Genomic DNA, 15,801 nt, shown 5'->3' with positions numbered 1-15,801 from the left:
CTGCGCGAAACCTGTTTGTGGAGAGTTTTTTCATGGTCAACAGTTGGCGTGTGCAACAAGCCGCGCGTGAAGTTCGCGCCGGCGCGGTGATTGCCTATCCAACCGAAGCCGTCTGGGGGCTGGGTTGCGACCCGTGGAACGAAGACGCAGTGGACCGCTTGCTGGCGATCAAGAATCGCTCGGTGAGCAAAGGGCTGATCCTGGTCGCCGACAATATCCGCCAGTTCGATTTCCTCTTCGAGGACTTCCCGCAGGACTGGATCGACCGCATGGCCAGCACCTGGCCGGGGCCGAACACCTGGCTGGTGCCGCACCAGAACCTGTTGCCGGAATGGGTCACAGGCGTGCATGACACCGTGGCGCTGCGAGTCAGCGATCACCCGCAGGTGCGCGACTTGTGCTCGCTGGTCGGGCCGCTGATCTCGACATCAGCCAATCCACAGGGGCGACCGCCCGCGCGCACGCGTTTGCGCATCGAGCAGTATTTCCGTGGGCAGGTCGATCTGGTGCTCGGCGGCAGCCTTGGCGGGCGCAAGAATCCCAGCGTGATCCGCGACCTGGCCACCGGTAACGTCGTTCGTCCTGACTGACGCCTTTCTTTTTATTTTTTGCGGACTCCTCGGCGCTATCGACGAGGAGTTTTGCGCATGCCCGCAGTTTGTTCCTGCACTCGTTTAAAACTTATCCGTTGCCATTGTTCTTGCATGCGTCAGACGGTTCTTCGACTCTGGAATATCTGTAAGTTTTCCCACGCGATTATCAGAACGCGTGCAGTGGCGAGATTTTCAAAAGCATCCATTCTTTCAATGTGCTTGATACAACTTCGAAATGTTAATGGCTGCGGAGAAGTAATGGATATTACGGATTTACACCTCAAGGATTATCTGCAGGGCTTTCAAGAGGCACTCAAGAATCAACAGGCCGACTATCGTGTGGCCATTCTTGAGGCGGGGTCGGACGCCGGAGAATTCGAGCGTTTCATTGGTCGGCAGTTTCGCCTGCGATTGCAGCATTACATGCTCACCTCCAGAGCCCGGGCGCTGGAAACCCGCTTGGCGATCACCTCGCGCAGTACGCACTTCTTGCTCTACCAGCGAGATCAACTCATTGCAGTGCTGCGGGCAACCCCGGCGCCGTTCGAATGGGCCTCACTGGCGCAGCATCATGTGTCTCCCACTGTGGCATTGGCGCGGCATGTCGAATTCAGTCGCTTGATCACCCATTCCCAGCAGCACCGGCCGGTGTCGATCAATGGCCTGCTCGCCACCGCCGCCGAATGGGCGATCGATCGCGGATATCAGGGGGTGACGGCCTTGTGCAGATCGCCACAGCGGCAACTGTTTCAGCGCTTCGGCCTGACACCGATCGCTTCGCACGCCATGCACATCGAGCAGCGTGCCCGGGGCGATTATTGGCTGTTGTCCGCCGAATGGCGGCAAATCCTGATGGCCCTGGATCAGCCAGTGAACATGAACGTGCATCAGCCGGAGTATCGTGATGTTCACAACCGTCAGTATTGATCCGCCAATAATCGAAGAGTGGGCAGAGAAATGGCTTGTATACGAGTCGAAGAAGTTACGCAGGAAGTTTTCCGGTCGTAGGCCAGCGGCGAAGAAACTTCACCGGAAGATGTACTTGATATAGCTGAAAGATACTCGGCGAACTCATGGAAGAGTTCACCGAGTGTCAACTTGAAGCGTTATGGCAACAGAATCGTGGAACCGGTAGTGCGCCGTGCCGACAGTTCGGTTTGTGCTTTTGCCGCATCGGCCAATGCATGGCGCTGGCTGATGTCGACCTTCAGCTTGCCGCTGATGATCATCTCGAACAGCTCGTCGGCCATGCGCTGCAGGTTCTCGGCGTTGTTGGCGTAGGTCGCCAGCGTAGGCCGGGTGACGTACAACGAGCCCTTCGCGGCAAGAATGCCCAGGTTGACGCCGTCGACTGCGCCCGAAGCATTGCCGAAACTCACTACAAGGCCACGTGGTGCCACGCTGTCCAGGGACGTGAGCCAGGTGTCCTTGCCGACGCCGTCATACACCACCGGGACTTTCTTGCCGTCAGTCAGCGCCAGCACGCGCTCGGCAACGTTTTCATGGCTGTAGTCGATGGTGGCCCAGGCGCCGTTGGCCTTGGCCAGTTCGGCTTTCTCCTTCGAGCTGACGGTGCCGATCAGCTTCACGCCCAGCGCTTTGGCCCATTGGCAGGCCAGAGAGCCGACGCCACCGGCTGCGGCGTGGAACAGAATGGTTTCGCCGCCCTGCAGTTGGTAGGTCTGGCGCAGCAGGTATTGCACGGTCAGACCCTTGAGCATGACCCCGGCGGCGGTTTCGAAACTGATTTCATCGGGCAGGTGCACCAGATTGTCCTGCGGCAGCACATGCAACTGGCTGTAGGCGCCGAGCGGGCCGCTGCCGTATGCCACGCGATCGCCGACCTTGAACCGGGTGACGTCGCTGCCCACCGCTTCGACCGTGCCGGCGCCTTCCGAACCCAGGCCGGACGGCATGGCAGGTGGCGCATAGAGGCCGCTGCGGTAATAGGTGTCGATGAAGTTCAGGCCGATCGCCTGGTTGGCCACGCGCACCTGATTCGGCCCGGGCGCAGCGGGTTCGTAGTCAACATATTCGAGCACTTCGGGACCGCCGTGGGCGCGGAACTGGATACGCTTTGCCATCTGCCTGCTCTCCTTGGGTCGTTGCTAAGCCCTCTATCCAACTCCCCTGCTTGATCTTCGTCAACTGCGGCGCGCCGGTCTGCGATGGTATGCTACGCGCCCATTTGCGCCGCCCGCCTGCCGGGGCGCCGCTCGATTCAAGGTGAAGCCATGACGACCCGCACCGACGCCGTAAAGGCCTATCTGCTCGATCTGCAAGACCGCATCTGCGCTGCACTGGAAACCGAAGACGGCGGCAAATGCTTCGTCGAAGACGCCTGGACCCGGCCGGCGGGCGGTGGCGGGCGCACCCGCGTGCTGGAAAACGGTACGCTGATCGAAAAGGGCGGCGTCAATTTTTCCCACGTATTCGGCAGCGGCCTGCCGCCCTCGGCCAGCGCCCATCGGCCGGAACTGGCCGGGCGTGGTTTCGAGGCGCTCGGCGTGTCGCTGGTGATCCACCCGCACAATCCGCATGTGCCGACCTCCCACGCCAACGTGCGTTTTTTCATTGCTGAAAAAGAAGGCGAAGAACCGGTCTGGTGGTTTGGCGGCGGTTTCGACCTGACCCCGTATTACGGCGTTGAGGAAGATTGCATTCATTGGCACCGCGTCGCCGAGCAAGCCTGTGCGCCGTTCGGTGCGGACGTCTATCCGCGTTACAAGGCCTGGTGCGACACCTATTTCCATATCAAGCATCGTCATGAGCCACGTGGCATTGGCGGTCTGTTCTTCGACGATCTGAACGAGTGGGATTTCGACACCAGTTTCGCCTTCATGCGCGCCATCGGCGATGCCTATATCGAGGCCTACCTGCCGATCGTGCAACGGCGCAAGAACGACGCCTTCACTGCCCAGCAGCGCGAATTCCAGGAATTCCGCCGAGGCCGCTACGTCGAATTCAACCTGGTTTACGACCGTGGCACGCTGTTCGGTCTGCAATCGGGTGGCCGCACTGAATCGATTCTGATGTCGCTGCCACCGCAAGTGCGCTGGGGCTATGACTGGAAGGCCGAGCCGGGCAGCGCAGAAGCGCGCCTGACCGATTATTTCCTGCAGGATCGCGACTGGCTGGCCGAGGCCTGAGGACGGGTGATGGATCGTTACGTCGTTTTCGGTAATCCGATCGGCCACAGCAAGTCGCCGATGATTCACCAGTTGTTCGCCGAACAGACCGGCCAGCGCCTCGACTACAGCACGCTGCTGGCGCCGCTGGATGATTTTGTCGGCTGCGCCAAGGCGTTCTTTCGCGAAGGGCGCGGCGCCAATGTGACGGTGCCGTTCAAGGAAGACGCCTACCGTCTGGCTAACAGCCTGACCGCCCGCGCGCAGCGCGCCGGTGCGGTGAACACCTTGAGCAAAATGGACGATGGCTCACTGCTCGGCGACAACACCGATGGCGCAGGCCTGGTCCGCGATCTGACGGTGAATGCCGGGTTCAGCCTGACCGGTAAGCGCATCCTTTTGCTCGGCGCTGGCGGCGCGGTGCGCGGTGCGCTGGAGCCATTGCTGGCGGAGAAGCCGGCCTCGGTGATCATCGCCAATCGCACCGTGGACAAGGCTGAACTGCTGGCCGAGTTGTTCTGCGACCTCGGGCCGGTGTCGGCCAGTGGTTTCGACTGGCTGCGCGAACCGGTGGACGTGATCATCAACGCCACCTCCGCCAGCCTGACCGGTGACGTGCCGCCGATTGCGCCAAGCCTGATCGAGCCAGGCCAGACGCTGTGCTACGACATGATGTACGGCAAGGAACCGACCGCGTTTTGCCGCTGGGCCACTGAGCACGGCGCGGCGCTGGCGATGGATGGTCTGGGCATGCTCGCCGAACAGGCGGCAGAGGCATTCTGGCTGTGGCGTGGCGTGCGCCCGGATACCGCGCCGGTACTCGCCGAGCTGCGCCGCCAACTGGCCCTTTAAGCTTTGCTCCCACATTGAAATACGATCAATGTGGGAGCGAGCGTGCTCGCGAATCGCATCACCACCGCGATATCAGATCAATCCTCAAACCTGATTGGGCACTTCTCCGCCCCCTCCAGCTTCCTCAACTCCTCCACCACCGGCGGCCGCGCCCGGCGCAGGGTCAGGCTGCGACCCTGGCTCAGCAGGCGTCGCGCTTCCTGGTGCAGCATTTCCACCCCCGAATAATCGATGAAGTTGATCTGCTGCGCCTCGATCACCACCCGTGCGCCATGCAGGCGTTGCAGGCGCACTTGCAGGTAATGGCTGGCGCCGAAGAAGATCGAACCACCCACGCGCAACACATCGTCGTCACCATCGCGCCAATGCTGCACCCGTGGTTGCGAGGTGCGCTTGAGGTAGAAAAACAACGACGCCAGCACCCCGGCGTAAATTGCCGTCTGCAACTCCAGCAGCAGAGTCGCCAGGCAAGTCAGGGCCATCACCACGAACTCGGCGCGGCTGACCCGTAGCAAAGCGCGAATGCCCCGGTGATCGACCAGACCCCAGGCAATCAACAGGATGCTGCCGGCCATGGCCGGGATCGGAATGTGTGCGATCAGCCCGGCGCCGAACACCGCGAACAGCGCCACCCAGATCGCCGAGAACACCCCGGCCAGCGGCGAGCAGGCACCCGCCTCATAACTCAATCCCGAACGGGTAAACGATCCGGCTGAGAGCGACCCGGAAAAGAACGCACCGACGATGTTCGACAAACCTTGTGCGCGGACTTCCTGATTGGCATCGAGCAACTGCTGCGACCGCGCCGAAATCGAGCGGGCAATCGACAGGCTGGTGACCAGCCCGAGCATGCCCACTGCCACCGCGCTTGGCAGCAGGCGCAGGATCACCTCCAGATCCAGCGGCAAGGCGCTCAGCGGCGGCAGGCGTCCGACGAAAGCGCTGACCAGATGCACATGGCCGAACATCGCTGGCCAGATCCACACCAGCAGACTGGCCAGCACCAGCGTGATCAACAGCGTCGGCCAGCGCGGCAGGAGTTTTTTCAGGGCCACGCCGACGATCACTGTAGCGACGCCGAGCATCAGCGAGGGCTTATCCACAGCCCCCAGATGTCGCAGCAGATCCATCAGGCTGGCGAGCGCCGTGGTGTTGGCCGGCAATTCCAGCCCGAGCAGATTGGGCAATTGCCCGATGGCGATCACCACGGCGGCGCCGAGGGTGAAGCCGAGCACCACCGAATGCGAAACGAAATTCACCAGTGCGCCAAAGCGCAGCAAGCCGAGCAACCACTGGAAAATCCCCGCAAGGAACGTCAGCAGCAGGATCAGAGTGATGTAGTCCTCGGACGCCGGCACCGCGAGCGGGCTGACGCTGGCGTACAGGACAATCGAAATCGCCGCCGTCGGGCCGCAGATCAGATGCCATGACGACCCCCACAGGCAGGCGATCAACACCGGGATGATCGCCGCATACAGGCCGTATTCCGGTGGCAGTCCGGCAATCAGCGCGTAGGCAATCGACTGGGGCAAGGCGAGAATCGCACCGCTGAGGCCGACGATCAGGTCCCGCCCGACGCTGGCGCGGGTTTGCCGTGGCAACCAGCTCAGGAAAGGAAAAAGTGAATGGCGGCTGGGGAAGGCCATGGGTCCTCGCGGTTGGGGTTTTGTTCAAGGTTATCAGGGTGTCAGGTGTAAAAGCCCCTCACCCTAGCCCTCTCCCTGAGGGAGAGGGGACTGACCGAGCTGTTTGTTGAAGATTCACCGACCTGCGATTTCGGCGTTGAACGCAAGTTTCGATTCAACAGCGATCGGCTCCCTTTCCCCCTCGCCCCCTTGGGGGAGAGGGCTGGGGTGAGGGGGAAAAAATCTCCAGCCGAACGCTATTCCAGCAACCCTGAGATCAAAGCTTGGCCTTCACCGCCACCAACGCATCCTTGCCATCCACGGTCTTCACCCCGTCCAGCCACTTGTCCAGCACCGCCGGATTGGCCTTGATCCACGCCTTCGCCGCTTCGGCATTGCTGACCTTCTTGTTCACCACCTCGGCCATGATGCTGTTCTCCATGTCCTGGGTGAACGCCAGATTGGTCAGCAATTTACCCACATTAGGGCAGGCCTCGGCGTAGCCCTTACGGGTCAGGGTGAATACGCTGCCGGTGTCGCCGAAGTATTTTTCGCCGCCCTTGAGGTAACGCATTTTCAGCTGCACGTTCATCGGGTGCGGGGTCCAGCCGAGGAAGGTGACGAATTTCTGTTTCTTCACCGCCCGCGACACTTCGGCGAGCATCGCCTGTTCGCTGGACTCGATCAGCTTCCACTGGCCCATGTTGAAGTCGTTCTTCTTGATGATCTCCTGCAGCGAAATGTTCGCCGGCGCGCCTGAGCCGATGCCGTAGATCTTCTTGTCGAACTTGTCGGCGAATTTGTTCAGGTCGGCAAAATCATGCACACCCGCTTCCCAGACATAGTCGGGGACGGCGAGGGTGAATTCGGTGCCTTCCAGGTTCTTGGCCAATTGCGTCACATCACCGGTGGCGACGAACTTGTCATAGAAGCCCTGCTGCGCCGGCATCCAGTTGCCGAGGAACACGTCAACCTGGCCATCCTTCAAGCCGCCGAAGGTGATCGGCACCGCAAGGGTGTCGACTTTGGCCTTATAGCCCATGCCGTCCAGCAGAAACCCGGTGATGGCATTGGTCGCGGCGATGTCGCTCCAGCCCGGATCGGCCATCTTCACGGTTTCGCAGCTTTGCTCGGCGAACGCCGAGGCGCTGCTCAATGCGATCAGGCCGACAGTGACAGCTGTGGATAACTTGCGCATGGACTTCCCCTTAACGTTATTGGTTTTGGCAGGGTTGTGGATAACGGGCCTTGCGCTCCAGATCATCAAGGTCGATGTGGTTGCGCATGTACTGCTGACTGGCATCGACCAGCGGCTGGTGGTCCCAGCTCTTCAGCTTGCCGATGGTTAACGCATCGGCGACGAAACGGCGTCGGCGCTGGCTGGCCAGCACGTCCCGATGGATTGCCGGAATGTCCCACTTGGCCCGCGCTTCGGCGAGAAAGTCTTCGAACAGCGGACGATGTTGCGGCGATTGGCTCAGTTCCTCTTCTTCGCGCGGATCGTTATCCACATCGAAGAGTAGGCACGGGTCGCTTTCGCTGTAGATAAATTTGTAGGCGCCCCGGCGAATCATCATCAGCGGGCTCACAGTGCCTTCGGCCATGTATTCGCCGAACACCTCGTCATGCCCGCCCTGCCCTTGCAGGTGCGGCAGCAACGAACGACCATCCAGTGGCAAGCCTGGTTCAAGCGTGCCACCGGCCAGATCCACGAACGTCGGCAGCAGGTCGGCGGTGGATACGGCGGCGCTGACCCGGCCCGCCTCGAATTGTCCCGGTGCGCTGATCAGCAGCGGCACCCGCGCGGCCATCTCGAACCAGTGCATTTTGTACCAGAGGCCCTTCTCGCCGAGCATGTCGCCATGGTCACCGGAGAAGACGATGACGGTGTCGTCGATCAACCCGGTTTCCTCGAGGGTTTGCAGCAGTTTGCCGACATTGGCGTCGATATAGCTGCAAGCACCGAAGTAGGCGCGACGGGCATCGCGGATTTTATCCACAGGCAGCGGCTTGTCCCACAGGTCGTAAACCTTGAGCAGACGTTGCGAGTGCGGATCGAGTTCGTCCTGGTTCAAGGCTGTAGGCAACGGAATATCAGCATCGTCATACAGATCCCAGAAAGCCTTGGGAATCGTGTACGGGTCGTGCGGGTGGGTCATCGACACAGTCAGGCAGAACGGCTGGTCGCTGTCCTCGCGGATGTGATCGAACAGATATTGCTGCGCCTTGAACACCACCTCTTCGTCGAAATCCAGCTGATTGGTGCGCACGCACGGCCCGGCCTGCAGTACCGAAGACATGTTGTGATACCAGCTCGGCCGCACGTCCGGCTCGTCCCAGTTCACCGCCCAACCGTAATCGGCCGGGTAGATATCGCTGGTCAGGCGTTCTTCATAACCGTGCAGCTGGTCCGGCCCGCAGAAATGCATCTTGCCCGACAGCGCGGTGCGGTAGCCGAGACGCCGCAGGTAATGCGCGTAAGTCGGAATGTCGGCGGGGAAATCAGCGGCGTTGTCGTAGGCGCCGATCTTGCTCGGCAACTGCCCACTGACCAGGGTGAAGCGCGACGGCGCGCACAGCGGGCTGTTGCAATAGGCAGCATCGAACACCACGCCTTGGGCGGCGAGGCGGGACAAATTCGGCAGTTTGATTGGCGATGGGCCGTAGAACGGCAACATTGGCGCGGCCATTTGATCGGCCATGATGAAAAGAATGTTCTTGCGCTTCATGTGATCGCGGCATTCCATGTTGAATATTTATGCGAGAGTGCTGCGATCGAGCATGGATTCCATGCCTGTTCCGGTAAAGCCCGCGCCGGACAATGACTAGGATAAGTACAGCTTATGTATGACGCCCTCGGTGACCTCTCCCTCGATCTGCTGCGCGCTTTTGAAGCGGCGGCCCGCCATCGCAGTTTTACCGCTGCTGCGGTGGAGCTTGGCACCACGCAGCCGGCGATCAGCCAGCAAATGAAACGTCTGGAAGAGCAGCTCGGTACGCGCCTGTTCGATCGGATCTACCGGGGCATCGAATTGACTGAGGTGGGCAGCCTGCTTTTCCAGCAAGTTGCCCTCGGTTTGCAGAATATCGACGCAGGATTAAGCGCAATCAGCACTCAGCAGCAACATGAAGTGCTGCAAGTGGCCACGGATTTCGCTTTCGCCGCTTATTGGCTGATGCCGCGCCTGCATCGCTTCCATGAGGCCAATCCGCACATTGATGTCAGCCTGGTCACCAGCGAGCGCAACCACAACATGCTGCGCACCGACATCGACGTGGCGATCCTGTTTGGCGATGGTCGATTCAAGCAGGGTGAGAGCCACTGGCTGTTCAGCGAAGAAGTGTTCCCGGTGTGCAGCCCGCTGCTGCTCAAGGAGCGTTCATTGCCGTTGCCCGCGCAGGCCCTGCTGGAATTGCCGCTGCTGCATCTGCGTGGGGAAAACAGCAGCAACTGGTTCGACTGGAGTGGCTTGTTTCGTCAGTTGGGCCTGACTACGCCGCCAGCGCCGGGGCAATTGCGCTTCGACAATTACACCTTGCTGATTCAGGCGGCGATCGGCGGACAAGGCGTGGCGATTGGCTGGCGGCACCTTGTGGATAACTTGCTGGTGCAGGGTTTGCTGTGCCGGCCGCTGGCGGAAACCACGCTGTCGCGGCTGGGGTATTACGTGGTGTTGCCGCAACGCAAGCGTCGGGGTGCGTTGATTCAGGATTTTGTTGATTGGTTAATGGCGGAACAGGCCAGCAGTGCCGAATCGCTTAACGGTCTGGCCCTGCCCTCGATTGCGGTGTGAAGAGCAAAAGATCGTCCGATCTTTTACGAATCAGAAGCCGCCACAAAATTCACATGCTGCCCCACATGCAGATTCAATCGCAGCTCATCGGCGACACCCACCGCTACACGGTTCAAACGCTCCAGCGGTTCAGCCAATCCCGGTTCGAGATTGCCGCCGACCTGACTGAAGTGCTCGATGGTCAATCCGGCCACGCCATGGGGCGCATTGACTAAGGTCCAGCGCAGTGAGCTGCTTTGTACCGCCTCGAGGATTTCTTCGGCAGCGTGACGTTGCAAACGCTCGTCATTGTCAGGCTCGTCGAGCACACCGAAGTTGCCGACCAGAAACAGGCGCGGCACGCTGGCCAGTTGCAAACCTTCGACCAAGGCGTCGACTGCCAGCACCTGCTCCACTGGGCCGAGCGTCACCGAGCGCTCAACGTGGTCGCTGCTGAACGGCAACCCCGGCGCGTCCAGCAGACAGATCACCGCCGAGCTGCCGGCGACGCTCTGATTGACCCGCTCGGCATCGAACAGATCGCCGGTCTTGGTGCGCAATCCCGGACGCGGCGCGAGTGCAGTGAGATCGTCGAGAATGGCGATGACTTCGTGTTGGCGACGCAGCAATTCAGCCATCAATGCACCGCCCAGGCTGGCCATGGCACCATAAAGCACCACTTTGACCACTGGGGTCTCGGCATTTTTCATGGCTGTTTTCCTTATAGTTGTCCTATATGACCTGTGACGGTGGAAACAGCCAAGGGTTCGAACCGATTGAGAGGCGAAACGATGCAAGGGATCAAGGGCTATCACGCCCATGTCTATTTCGACGCGCAAACCATCGACCAGGCGCGGGCCTTGTGCGAACAGGCCGCGCAGTTGTTTGCGCTGAAAATGGGCCGCGTGCACGAACGCCCGGTGGGGCCGCACCCCGACTGGAGCTGCCAACTGGCTTTCGGTCCCGAGCTGATCGGCGAGGTGCTGCCGTGGCTGGCGCTTAACCGCAAGGGGTTGGTGGTGTTCCTGCATCCGGACACTGGCAACGACCTGCTCGACCACACCGAACACGCGATCTGGATGGGCGCGGTGCGGCCGCTGGACCTGTCGATTTTTTAACCGGGTGCTTGGACTGAACTGATAACGAATATGTCCAGACTGCCAGCCAGCGTTGTCTATCCGTTCCCTCGTATCGCTTCTCGTCCCGTATTCATTGGCTGTCGCTGCATCCGACCGCCGGTTGACCATTCATTCATCGCTTTCGGTCGCGAAAGGTAGCTGAAAGCTTCCCCGATTAGGATCGCCCCACTCCCGGCAACAGACCGGTTGGCCCAAGCCCTGTGTTTTTTCCACAGGCCCGGCCCAATTAACAACAACAATGGTGATTCTGATGTCTTCTGCAACCCGCCGTTTCTCCCGCTTCCTGCTGGTCACTCCGCCCGTACGCCTCGCGCCTCCCGTTCTGCGCTGATCCCGCCCGATCCGCTCATTCAACTAGCCGCGCTACGCCTGGAGTATTCCCATGCTGACTTTCCTTGGCTTCGCCATGGTCATCACGTTCATGTTCCTGATCATGACCAAGCGCCTGTCCGCGCTGATCGCCCTGATCATCATCCCGATCCTGTTCGCCCTGTTCGGTGGTTTCGCGCCGAAGATCGGCCCGATGATGCTTGAAGGCATCACCAAACTGGCGCCGACCGGCGTGATGTTGATGTTCGCCATTCTGTATTTCGCCCTGATGATCGACTCCGGTCTGTTCGACCCGGCCGTGCGCAAGATCCTCAAACTGGTCAAGGGCGACCCGTTGAAAGTTTCGGTCGGTACCGCCGTTCTGGCGCTCGTCGTTTCCCTCGATGGTGACGGCGCGACCACTTACATGATCTGCGTGGCCGCGATGCTGCCGCTGTACAGCCGCATCGGCATGAGCCCGCGAATCATGGCCGGTCTGATCATCCTCGCCGGTGGCGTGATGAACATGACCCCGTGGGGCGGCCCGACCGCCCGCGCGGCGAGTGCTCTGCATGTCGATCCGTCGGACATTTTCGTACCGATGATCCCGGCCATGGCCGCCGGTGTCTTGGCGATCCTGGTGATTGCCTACTTCTACGGCAAGCGTGAACGTGCCCGCCTCGGCGAGCTGCACCTGGTCGGCGACGAGATCGATCACAGTGAAATCAGCGTCTCGCAATTCCCCGACGCACGCCGTCCGAAGCTGATCTGGTTCAACGCCGCACTGACTTTCGGCCTGATGTGCACGCTGATCGGCGGTCTGTTGCCGCTGCCGGTGCTGTTCATGGTGGCGTTCAGTATTGCCATGATCGTCAACTACCCATGCCTGCAAATGCAGAAGGATCGCGTCGCCGCGCATTCCGGCAGCGTGCTGGCAGTGGTCGGGCTGATCTTTGCGGCCGGTATCTTCACCGGTATCCTGTCGGGCACCGGCATGGTCGATGCGATGTCGAAGAGCCTGTTGGCGGTGATTCCGGAATTACTCGGCCCGTACCTGGCGGTGATTACGGCGCTGGTGAGCATGCCCTTCACCTTCTTCATGTCCAACGATGCGTTTTATTACGGTGTATTGCCGGTGCTGACCGAAGCGGCCAGCCACTATGGGATCACTGCGGTGGAAATGGCCCGTGCCTCGATCGTCGGCCAGCCCGTCCACTTGCTGAGCCCGTTGGTGCCGTCGACCTATCTGTTGGTGGCGCTGGCCGGCATCGATTTCGGTGATCACCAGCGTTTCACCCTGAAATGGGCGATCCTGGTGTGTATCTGCATTCTGATTGCTGCACTGCTGTTGGGGACTTTCCCGCTGTTCAGCACTCTATAAGCCCAAGACTCACCGTTACGGGTCCCGGCTTCGCGGTTTGAAGCCCGGACCTGTTTCGGTTTAACACTCGCTCAAAGGAATACACATGGATTGGCTGACCAACCCCGAAATCTGGGTTGCCTTCTTCACCCTGACCGCCCTGGAAATCGTCCTCGGCATCGATAACATCATCATGATTTCGATCCTGGTCAGCCGCATGCCGAAACACATGCAGCAGCGCACCCGGATCTTCGGTCTTGGCCTGGCCATGGTCACGCGGATCCTGTTGCTGCTGTCGATCACCTGGGTCATGCGCCTCACCGCCGACCTGTTCGAAGTGTTCGGTCAGGGCATTTCCGGCCGTGACCTGATTCTGTTCTTCGGTGGCCTGTTCCTGTTGTGGAAGAGTTCGCAGGAGATGTACCACGCGCTGGAAGGTGAAGATGAAAGCGACGACGCGCCATCGGGCAAGGGCGGCAACTTCCTCTACACCATCATCCAGATCGCGATCATCGATATCGTCTTCTCGTTGGACTCGGTGATCACTGCCGTCGGCATGGTCTCCCACGTTCCGGTCATGGTCGCGGCGATCGTCGTGGCGGTGCTGGTGATGATGCTGGCGTCGGGCAAAATCAGCGAATTCATCGACAAGCACCCGTCGCTGAAAATGCTCGCGCTGTCGTTCCTGCTGGTGGTCGGTACCGTGCTGATCGCCGAATCGTTCGACGTGCACGTGCCAAAAGGCTACGTCTACTTCGCCATGGCGTTCTCCCTGGCAGTGGAAGCGATCAACATCAAACTGCGCGGCGCGATGGCCCGGAAAAAGAAACAGCAGGATCCGGTGAAACTGCGCAAGGATGTTCCGGGCCAATAATCCGGTAGTCCCGGCAGCACGCTACACCCCTGTGGGAGCGAGCCTGCTCGCGAAGACGGAGTGCCAGTCGACAACAATGTTGGCTGGCCCACCGCTTTCGCGAGCAGGCTCGCTCCCACATTTGTTTGTGCAACATTCAGTCACTGCGGACCTTGTGGGAGCTGGCTTGCCAGCGATAGCGGAGTGTCAGGCGACATCAATGTTGGTTGTGCTGACGCCATCGCTGGCAAGCCAGCTCCCACAGGAGACGGCGTTGATTTAAAGGGAGTGTATGAAGCGCTTTTCATGACACTTTTGTTTCAATCCACGCTTTAGCTGTGCAATGCTGGCGCCGAGGCCGTTCGCCAACTACAGCTTAAGTATCAAGAACGTAGAAACCGCGCGGTGCCGTTCACTTGCCCCTCTGGGGCGCTGCTACTACAGGGGGTCTGCATGCTCACCCTGCTCAATCTGCTGTCCGCCGTCGCCCTGTTGATCTGGGGCACGCACATCGTCCGAACCGGCATCCTGCGGGTTTATGGCACCAATCTGCGACATGTCATCGGCCAGAACATGTCGAAGAAATGGCTGGCGTTCATCGCCGGTATTCTCGTCACCGCCATGGTGCAGAGCAGCAACGCTACGGCGATGCTGGTCACTTCGTTTGTCGGTCAGGGCCTGATGGCGCTGACCCCGGCGCTGGCGACCATGCTGGGCGCCGATGTCGGTACCGCGTTGATGGCGCGGGTGCTGACCCTCGATCTGTCGTGGCTGTCGCCGCTGCTGATTTTCCTCGGGGTGATTTTCTTTCTGTCGCGCAAACAGACGCGGCTCGGGCAGATGGGCCGGGTGTCGATCGGGCTGGGGCTGATCATTCTCGCCCTGCAATTGATCGTCGAGGCCGCTGCGCCGATCACTCACGCGCAAGGGGTGAAAGTGATTTTCGCCTCGCTGACCGGCGACATCCTCCTCGATGCTCTGGTCGGCGCACTGTTTGCGATGATTTCCTACTCCAGCCTCGCCGCCGTGCTGCTCACCGCCACGCTGGCCGGGGCTGCGGTGATCAGCTTGCCGGTGGCAATCGGCCTGGTGATCGGCGCCAACATCGGCAGCGGCATTCTCGCCTTCATGAGCACCAGCATGCAGAACGCTGCCGGCCGCCAAGTTGCGCTGGGCAGTCTGTTGTACAAACTGATCGGCCTGCTGCTGATCATCCCGGTGCTCGACCCGCTGGTGCACTGGATCGACAGCCTTGATTTCAGCCCGCAGGAAATGGTCATCGGCTTCCACCTGCTCTACAACACCGCGCGCTGCCTGATCCTGCTGCCCAGCGTCGGGCCGATGGCGCGGCTCTGTGCGTGGCTGCTGCCGGAGCGGCCGGAGGTCAACGGCACCGCCAAGCCGCGTCATCTCGACCCGACCGCGCTGGTCACGCCGAGCCTGGCGCTGGCCAATGCCGCGCGGGAAACCCTGCGCATGGGCGATCTGCTCGACAACATGCTCGACGCCTCCCTCGATGTGTTGCGCGGCAAGCAGACCGCCGTCACGCAGGAGATGCGCCGACTGACCGACGACATCGAAGCCCTGTACAGCGCGATCAAGCTGTATCTGGCGCAGATGCCCCGCGAGGATCTCGGCGAGCACGACAGTCGGCGCTGGGCCGAGATCATCGAACTGGCGATCAACCTGAAACTCGCCGCCGACCTGATCGAGCGCATGCTGCGCAAGATCCAGCAGCAGAAGACTTCGCAGCGCCGTTCGTTTTCCGAAGAAGGCCTGGAAGATCTTGCCGGGCTGCAACAGCAACTGATCGCCAACCTGCGCCTGGGCCTGTCGGTGTTTCTCAGCGGCGACCGCGAAAGCGCGCGGCAGTTGTTGCGGGAGAAACGCCGCTTTCGTGCGCAGGAACGGCGTCTGGCCCATGCGCATGTCAGCCGTTTGCAACGCAAGATCGTTCAGAGCCTGGAGACCAGCTCGCTGCATCTGGAGTTGATCGCCGACATGAAACGGCTCAATTCTTTGTTCTGCAGCAGCGCCTATGTGGTGCTGGAAACGGCGGACACTGGCGCGCTGGCGGTGGATGACATGGCCGACATTACGCATTCGCCTTGAACGTCTGGGGCTGGGGCCAGTCAGTTACAGTGGTTCAGCCTTGAGACCGTCATCGCT

At 60.6% G+C, this 15,801-nt stretch carries 14 protein-coding genes; 9 read left to right on the top strand and 5 right to left on the bottom strand.

From position 1 onward, the window contains the following. The first annotated feature begins 32 nt into the window (after positions 1–32). Entirely contained in the window at positions 33–590 is a 558-nt protein-coding gene (locus tag CKW30_RS25850) for an L-threonylcarbamoyladenylate synthase (protein ID WP_039757175.1), read from the top strand. Between the two features lie 261 nt (positions 591–851). After that, positions 852–1,520, top strand: a complete 669-nt coding sequence (locus tag CKW30_RS25845; RefSeq protein WP_056791154.1) for a hypothetical protein — start codon at positions 852–854, stop codon at positions 1,518–1,520. A 179-nt stretch (positions 1,521–1,699) separates the two neighbouring features. Here the strand turns inward: CKW30_RS25845 and CKW30_RS25840 are convergent, their stop codons facing one another. Further along, positions 1,700–2,677, bottom strand: a complete 978-nt coding sequence (locus tag CKW30_RS25840; protein WP_095182312.1) for a quinone oxidoreductase — start codon at positions 2,675–2,677, stop codon at positions 1,700–1,702. A gap of 150 nt (positions 2,678–2,827) precedes the next feature. On the opposite strand from CKW30_RS25840, the gene hemF reads away from it, so the two are divergent. Then, positions 2,828–3,742 (top strand): oxygen-dependent coproporphyrinogen oxidase, encoded by a 915-nt coding sequence (gene hemF, locus CKW30_RS25835; protein ID WP_024014963.1) that lies wholly within the window; start codon positions 2,828–2,830, stop codon positions 3,740–3,742. A 9-nt stretch (positions 3,743–3,751) separates the two neighbouring features. Continuing rightward, positions 3,752–4,573 (top strand): shikimate dehydrogenase, encoded by an 822-nt coding sequence (gene aroE, locus CKW30_RS25830; RefSeq protein ID WP_095182311.1) that lies wholly within the window; start codon positions 3,752–3,754, stop codon positions 4,571–4,573. Between the two features lie 77 nt (positions 4,574–4,650). Here aroE and CKW30_RS25825 read toward each other — a convergent pair whose 3' ends face one another. The 3 genes from CKW30_RS25825 to betC form a co-directional block, all read right to left on the bottom strand. After that, a complete protein-coding gene (locus CKW30_RS25825; RefSeq protein WP_095182310.1) occupies positions 4,651–6,219 on the bottom strand; it encodes a SulP family inorganic anion transporter in 1,569 nt (522 codons plus the stop codon). Between the two features lie 256 nt (positions 6,220–6,475). Next, on the bottom strand, positions 6,476–7,396 hold the full coding sequence (gene choX / locus CKW30_RS25820) for a choline ABC transporter substrate-binding protein (protein WP_056791166.1): 921 nt from the start codon (positions 7,394–7,396) through the stop codon (positions 6,476–6,478). Between the two features lie 16 nt (positions 7,397–7,412). Then, on the bottom strand, positions 7,413–8,927 hold the full coding sequence (gene betC, locus CKW30_RS25815; protein ID WP_095182309.1) for a choline-sulfatase: 1,515 nt from the start codon (positions 8,925–8,927) through the stop codon (positions 7,413–7,415). Between the two features lie 114 nt (positions 8,928–9,041). On the opposite strand from betC, the gene CKW30_RS25810 reads away from it, so the two are divergent. Then, on the top strand, positions 9,042–9,992 hold the full coding sequence (locus CKW30_RS25810; protein ID WP_095182308.1) for a LysR family transcriptional regulator: 951 nt from the start codon (positions 9,042–9,044) through the stop codon (positions 9,990–9,992). 23 nt (positions 9,993–10,015) lie between these two features. On the opposite strand, the gene CKW30_RS25805 is transcribed toward CKW30_RS25810, so the two are convergent. Further along, on the bottom strand, positions 10,016–10,681 hold the full coding sequence (locus CKW30_RS25805; RefSeq protein WP_095182307.1) for an NAD(P)-dependent oxidoreductase: 666 nt from the start codon (positions 10,679–10,681) through the stop codon (positions 10,016–10,018). A gap of 81 nt (positions 10,682–10,762) precedes the next feature. Here CKW30_RS25805 and CKW30_RS25800 point away from each other — a divergent pair, with 81 nt between their 5' ends. From CKW30_RS25800 to CKW30_RS25780, 4 genes are all read left to right on the top strand, one after another. After that, positions 10,763–11,089 (top strand): DOPA 4,5-dioxygenase family protein, encoded by a 327-nt coding sequence (locus tag CKW30_RS25800; RefSeq protein ID WP_024014969.1) that lies wholly within the window; start codon positions 10,763–10,765, stop codon positions 11,087–11,089. A 403-nt stretch (positions 11,090–11,492) separates the two neighbouring features. Further along, positions 11,493–12,800, top strand: a complete 1,308-nt coding sequence (locus tag CKW30_RS25795) for a CitMHS family transporter (protein WP_095182306.1) — start codon at positions 11,493–11,495, stop codon at positions 12,798–12,800. Between the two features lie 85 nt (positions 12,801–12,885). After that, a complete protein-coding gene (locus CKW30_RS25790; RefSeq protein ID WP_056791183.1) occupies positions 12,886–13,653 on the top strand; it encodes a TerC family protein in 768 nt (255 codons plus the stop codon). Between the two features lie 432 nt (positions 13,654–14,085). Continuing rightward, positions 14,086–15,744: a Na/Pi cotransporter family protein gene (locus CKW30_RS25780; protein ID WP_076564797.1), complete on the top strand. Its 1,659-nt coding sequence runs from the start codon at positions 14,086–14,088 to the stop codon at positions 15,742–15,744. Positions 15,745–15,801: the final 57 nt, after the last annotated feature.

The organism is Pseudomonas sp. Irchel 3F6 (genome assembly GCF_900187595.1).
GTDB classification, from domain to species: Bacteria; Pseudomonadota; Gammaproteobacteria; order Pseudomonadales; family Pseudomonadaceae; genus Aquipseudomonas; species Aquipseudomonas siliginis.
This window is presented reverse-complemented; position numbering and strand designations above follow the sequence as displayed.

Excerpts from the sequence above, each read along its gene's own strand:
- CKW30_RS25850 (WP_039757175.1), top strand. The coding sequence starts at position 33 with ATGGTCAACAGTTGGCGTGTGCAACAAGCCGCGCGTGAAGTTCGCGCC.
- CKW30_RS25845 (WP_056791154.1), top strand. The coding sequence starts at position 852 with ATGGATATTACGGATTTACACCTCAAGGATTATCTGCAGGGCTTTCAA.
- CKW30_RS25840 (WP_095182312.1), bottom strand. The coding sequence starts at position 2,677 with ATGGCAAAGCGTATCCAGTTCCGCGCCCACGGCGGTCCCGAAGTGCTC.
- hemF (WP_024014963.1), top strand. The coding sequence starts at position 2,828 with ATGACGACCCGCACCGACGCCGTAAAGGCCTATCTGCTCGATCTGCAA.
- aroE (WP_095182311.1), top strand. The coding sequence starts at position 3,752 with ATGGATCGTTACGTCGTTTTCGGTAATCCGATCGGCCACAGCAAGTCG.
- CKW30_RS25825 (WP_095182310.1), bottom strand. The coding sequence starts at position 6,219 with ATGGCCTTCCCCAGCCGCCATTCACTTTTTCCTTTCCTGAGCTGGTTG.
- choX (WP_056791166.1), bottom strand. The coding sequence starts at position 7,396 with ATGCGCAAGTTATCCACAGCTGTCACTGTCGGCCTGATCGCATTGAGC.
- betC (WP_095182309.1), bottom strand. The coding sequence starts at position 8,927 with ATGAAGCGCAAGAACATTCTTTTCATCATGGCCGATCAAATGGCCGCG.
- CKW30_RS25810 (WP_095182308.1), top strand. The coding sequence starts at position 9,042 with ATGTATGACGCCCTCGGTGACCTCTCCCTCGATCTGCTGCGCGCTTTT.
- CKW30_RS25805 (WP_095182307.1), bottom strand. The coding sequence starts at position 10,681 with ATGAAAAATGCCGAGACCCCAGTGGTCAAAGTGGTGCTTTATGGTGCC.
- CKW30_RS25800 (WP_024014969.1), top strand. The coding sequence starts at position 10,763 with ATGCAAGGGATCAAGGGCTATCACGCCCATGTCTATTTCGACGCGCAA.
- CKW30_RS25795 (WP_095182306.1), top strand. The coding sequence starts at position 11,493 with ATGCTGACTTTCCTTGGCTTCGCCATGGTCATCACGTTCATGTTCCTG.
- CKW30_RS25790 (WP_056791183.1), top strand. The coding sequence starts at position 12,886 with ATGGATTGGCTGACCAACCCCGAAATCTGGGTTGCCTTCTTCACCCTG.
- CKW30_RS25780 (WP_076564797.1), top strand. The coding sequence starts at position 14,086 with ATGCTCACCCTGCTCAATCTGCTGTCCGCCGTCGCCCTGTTGATCTGG.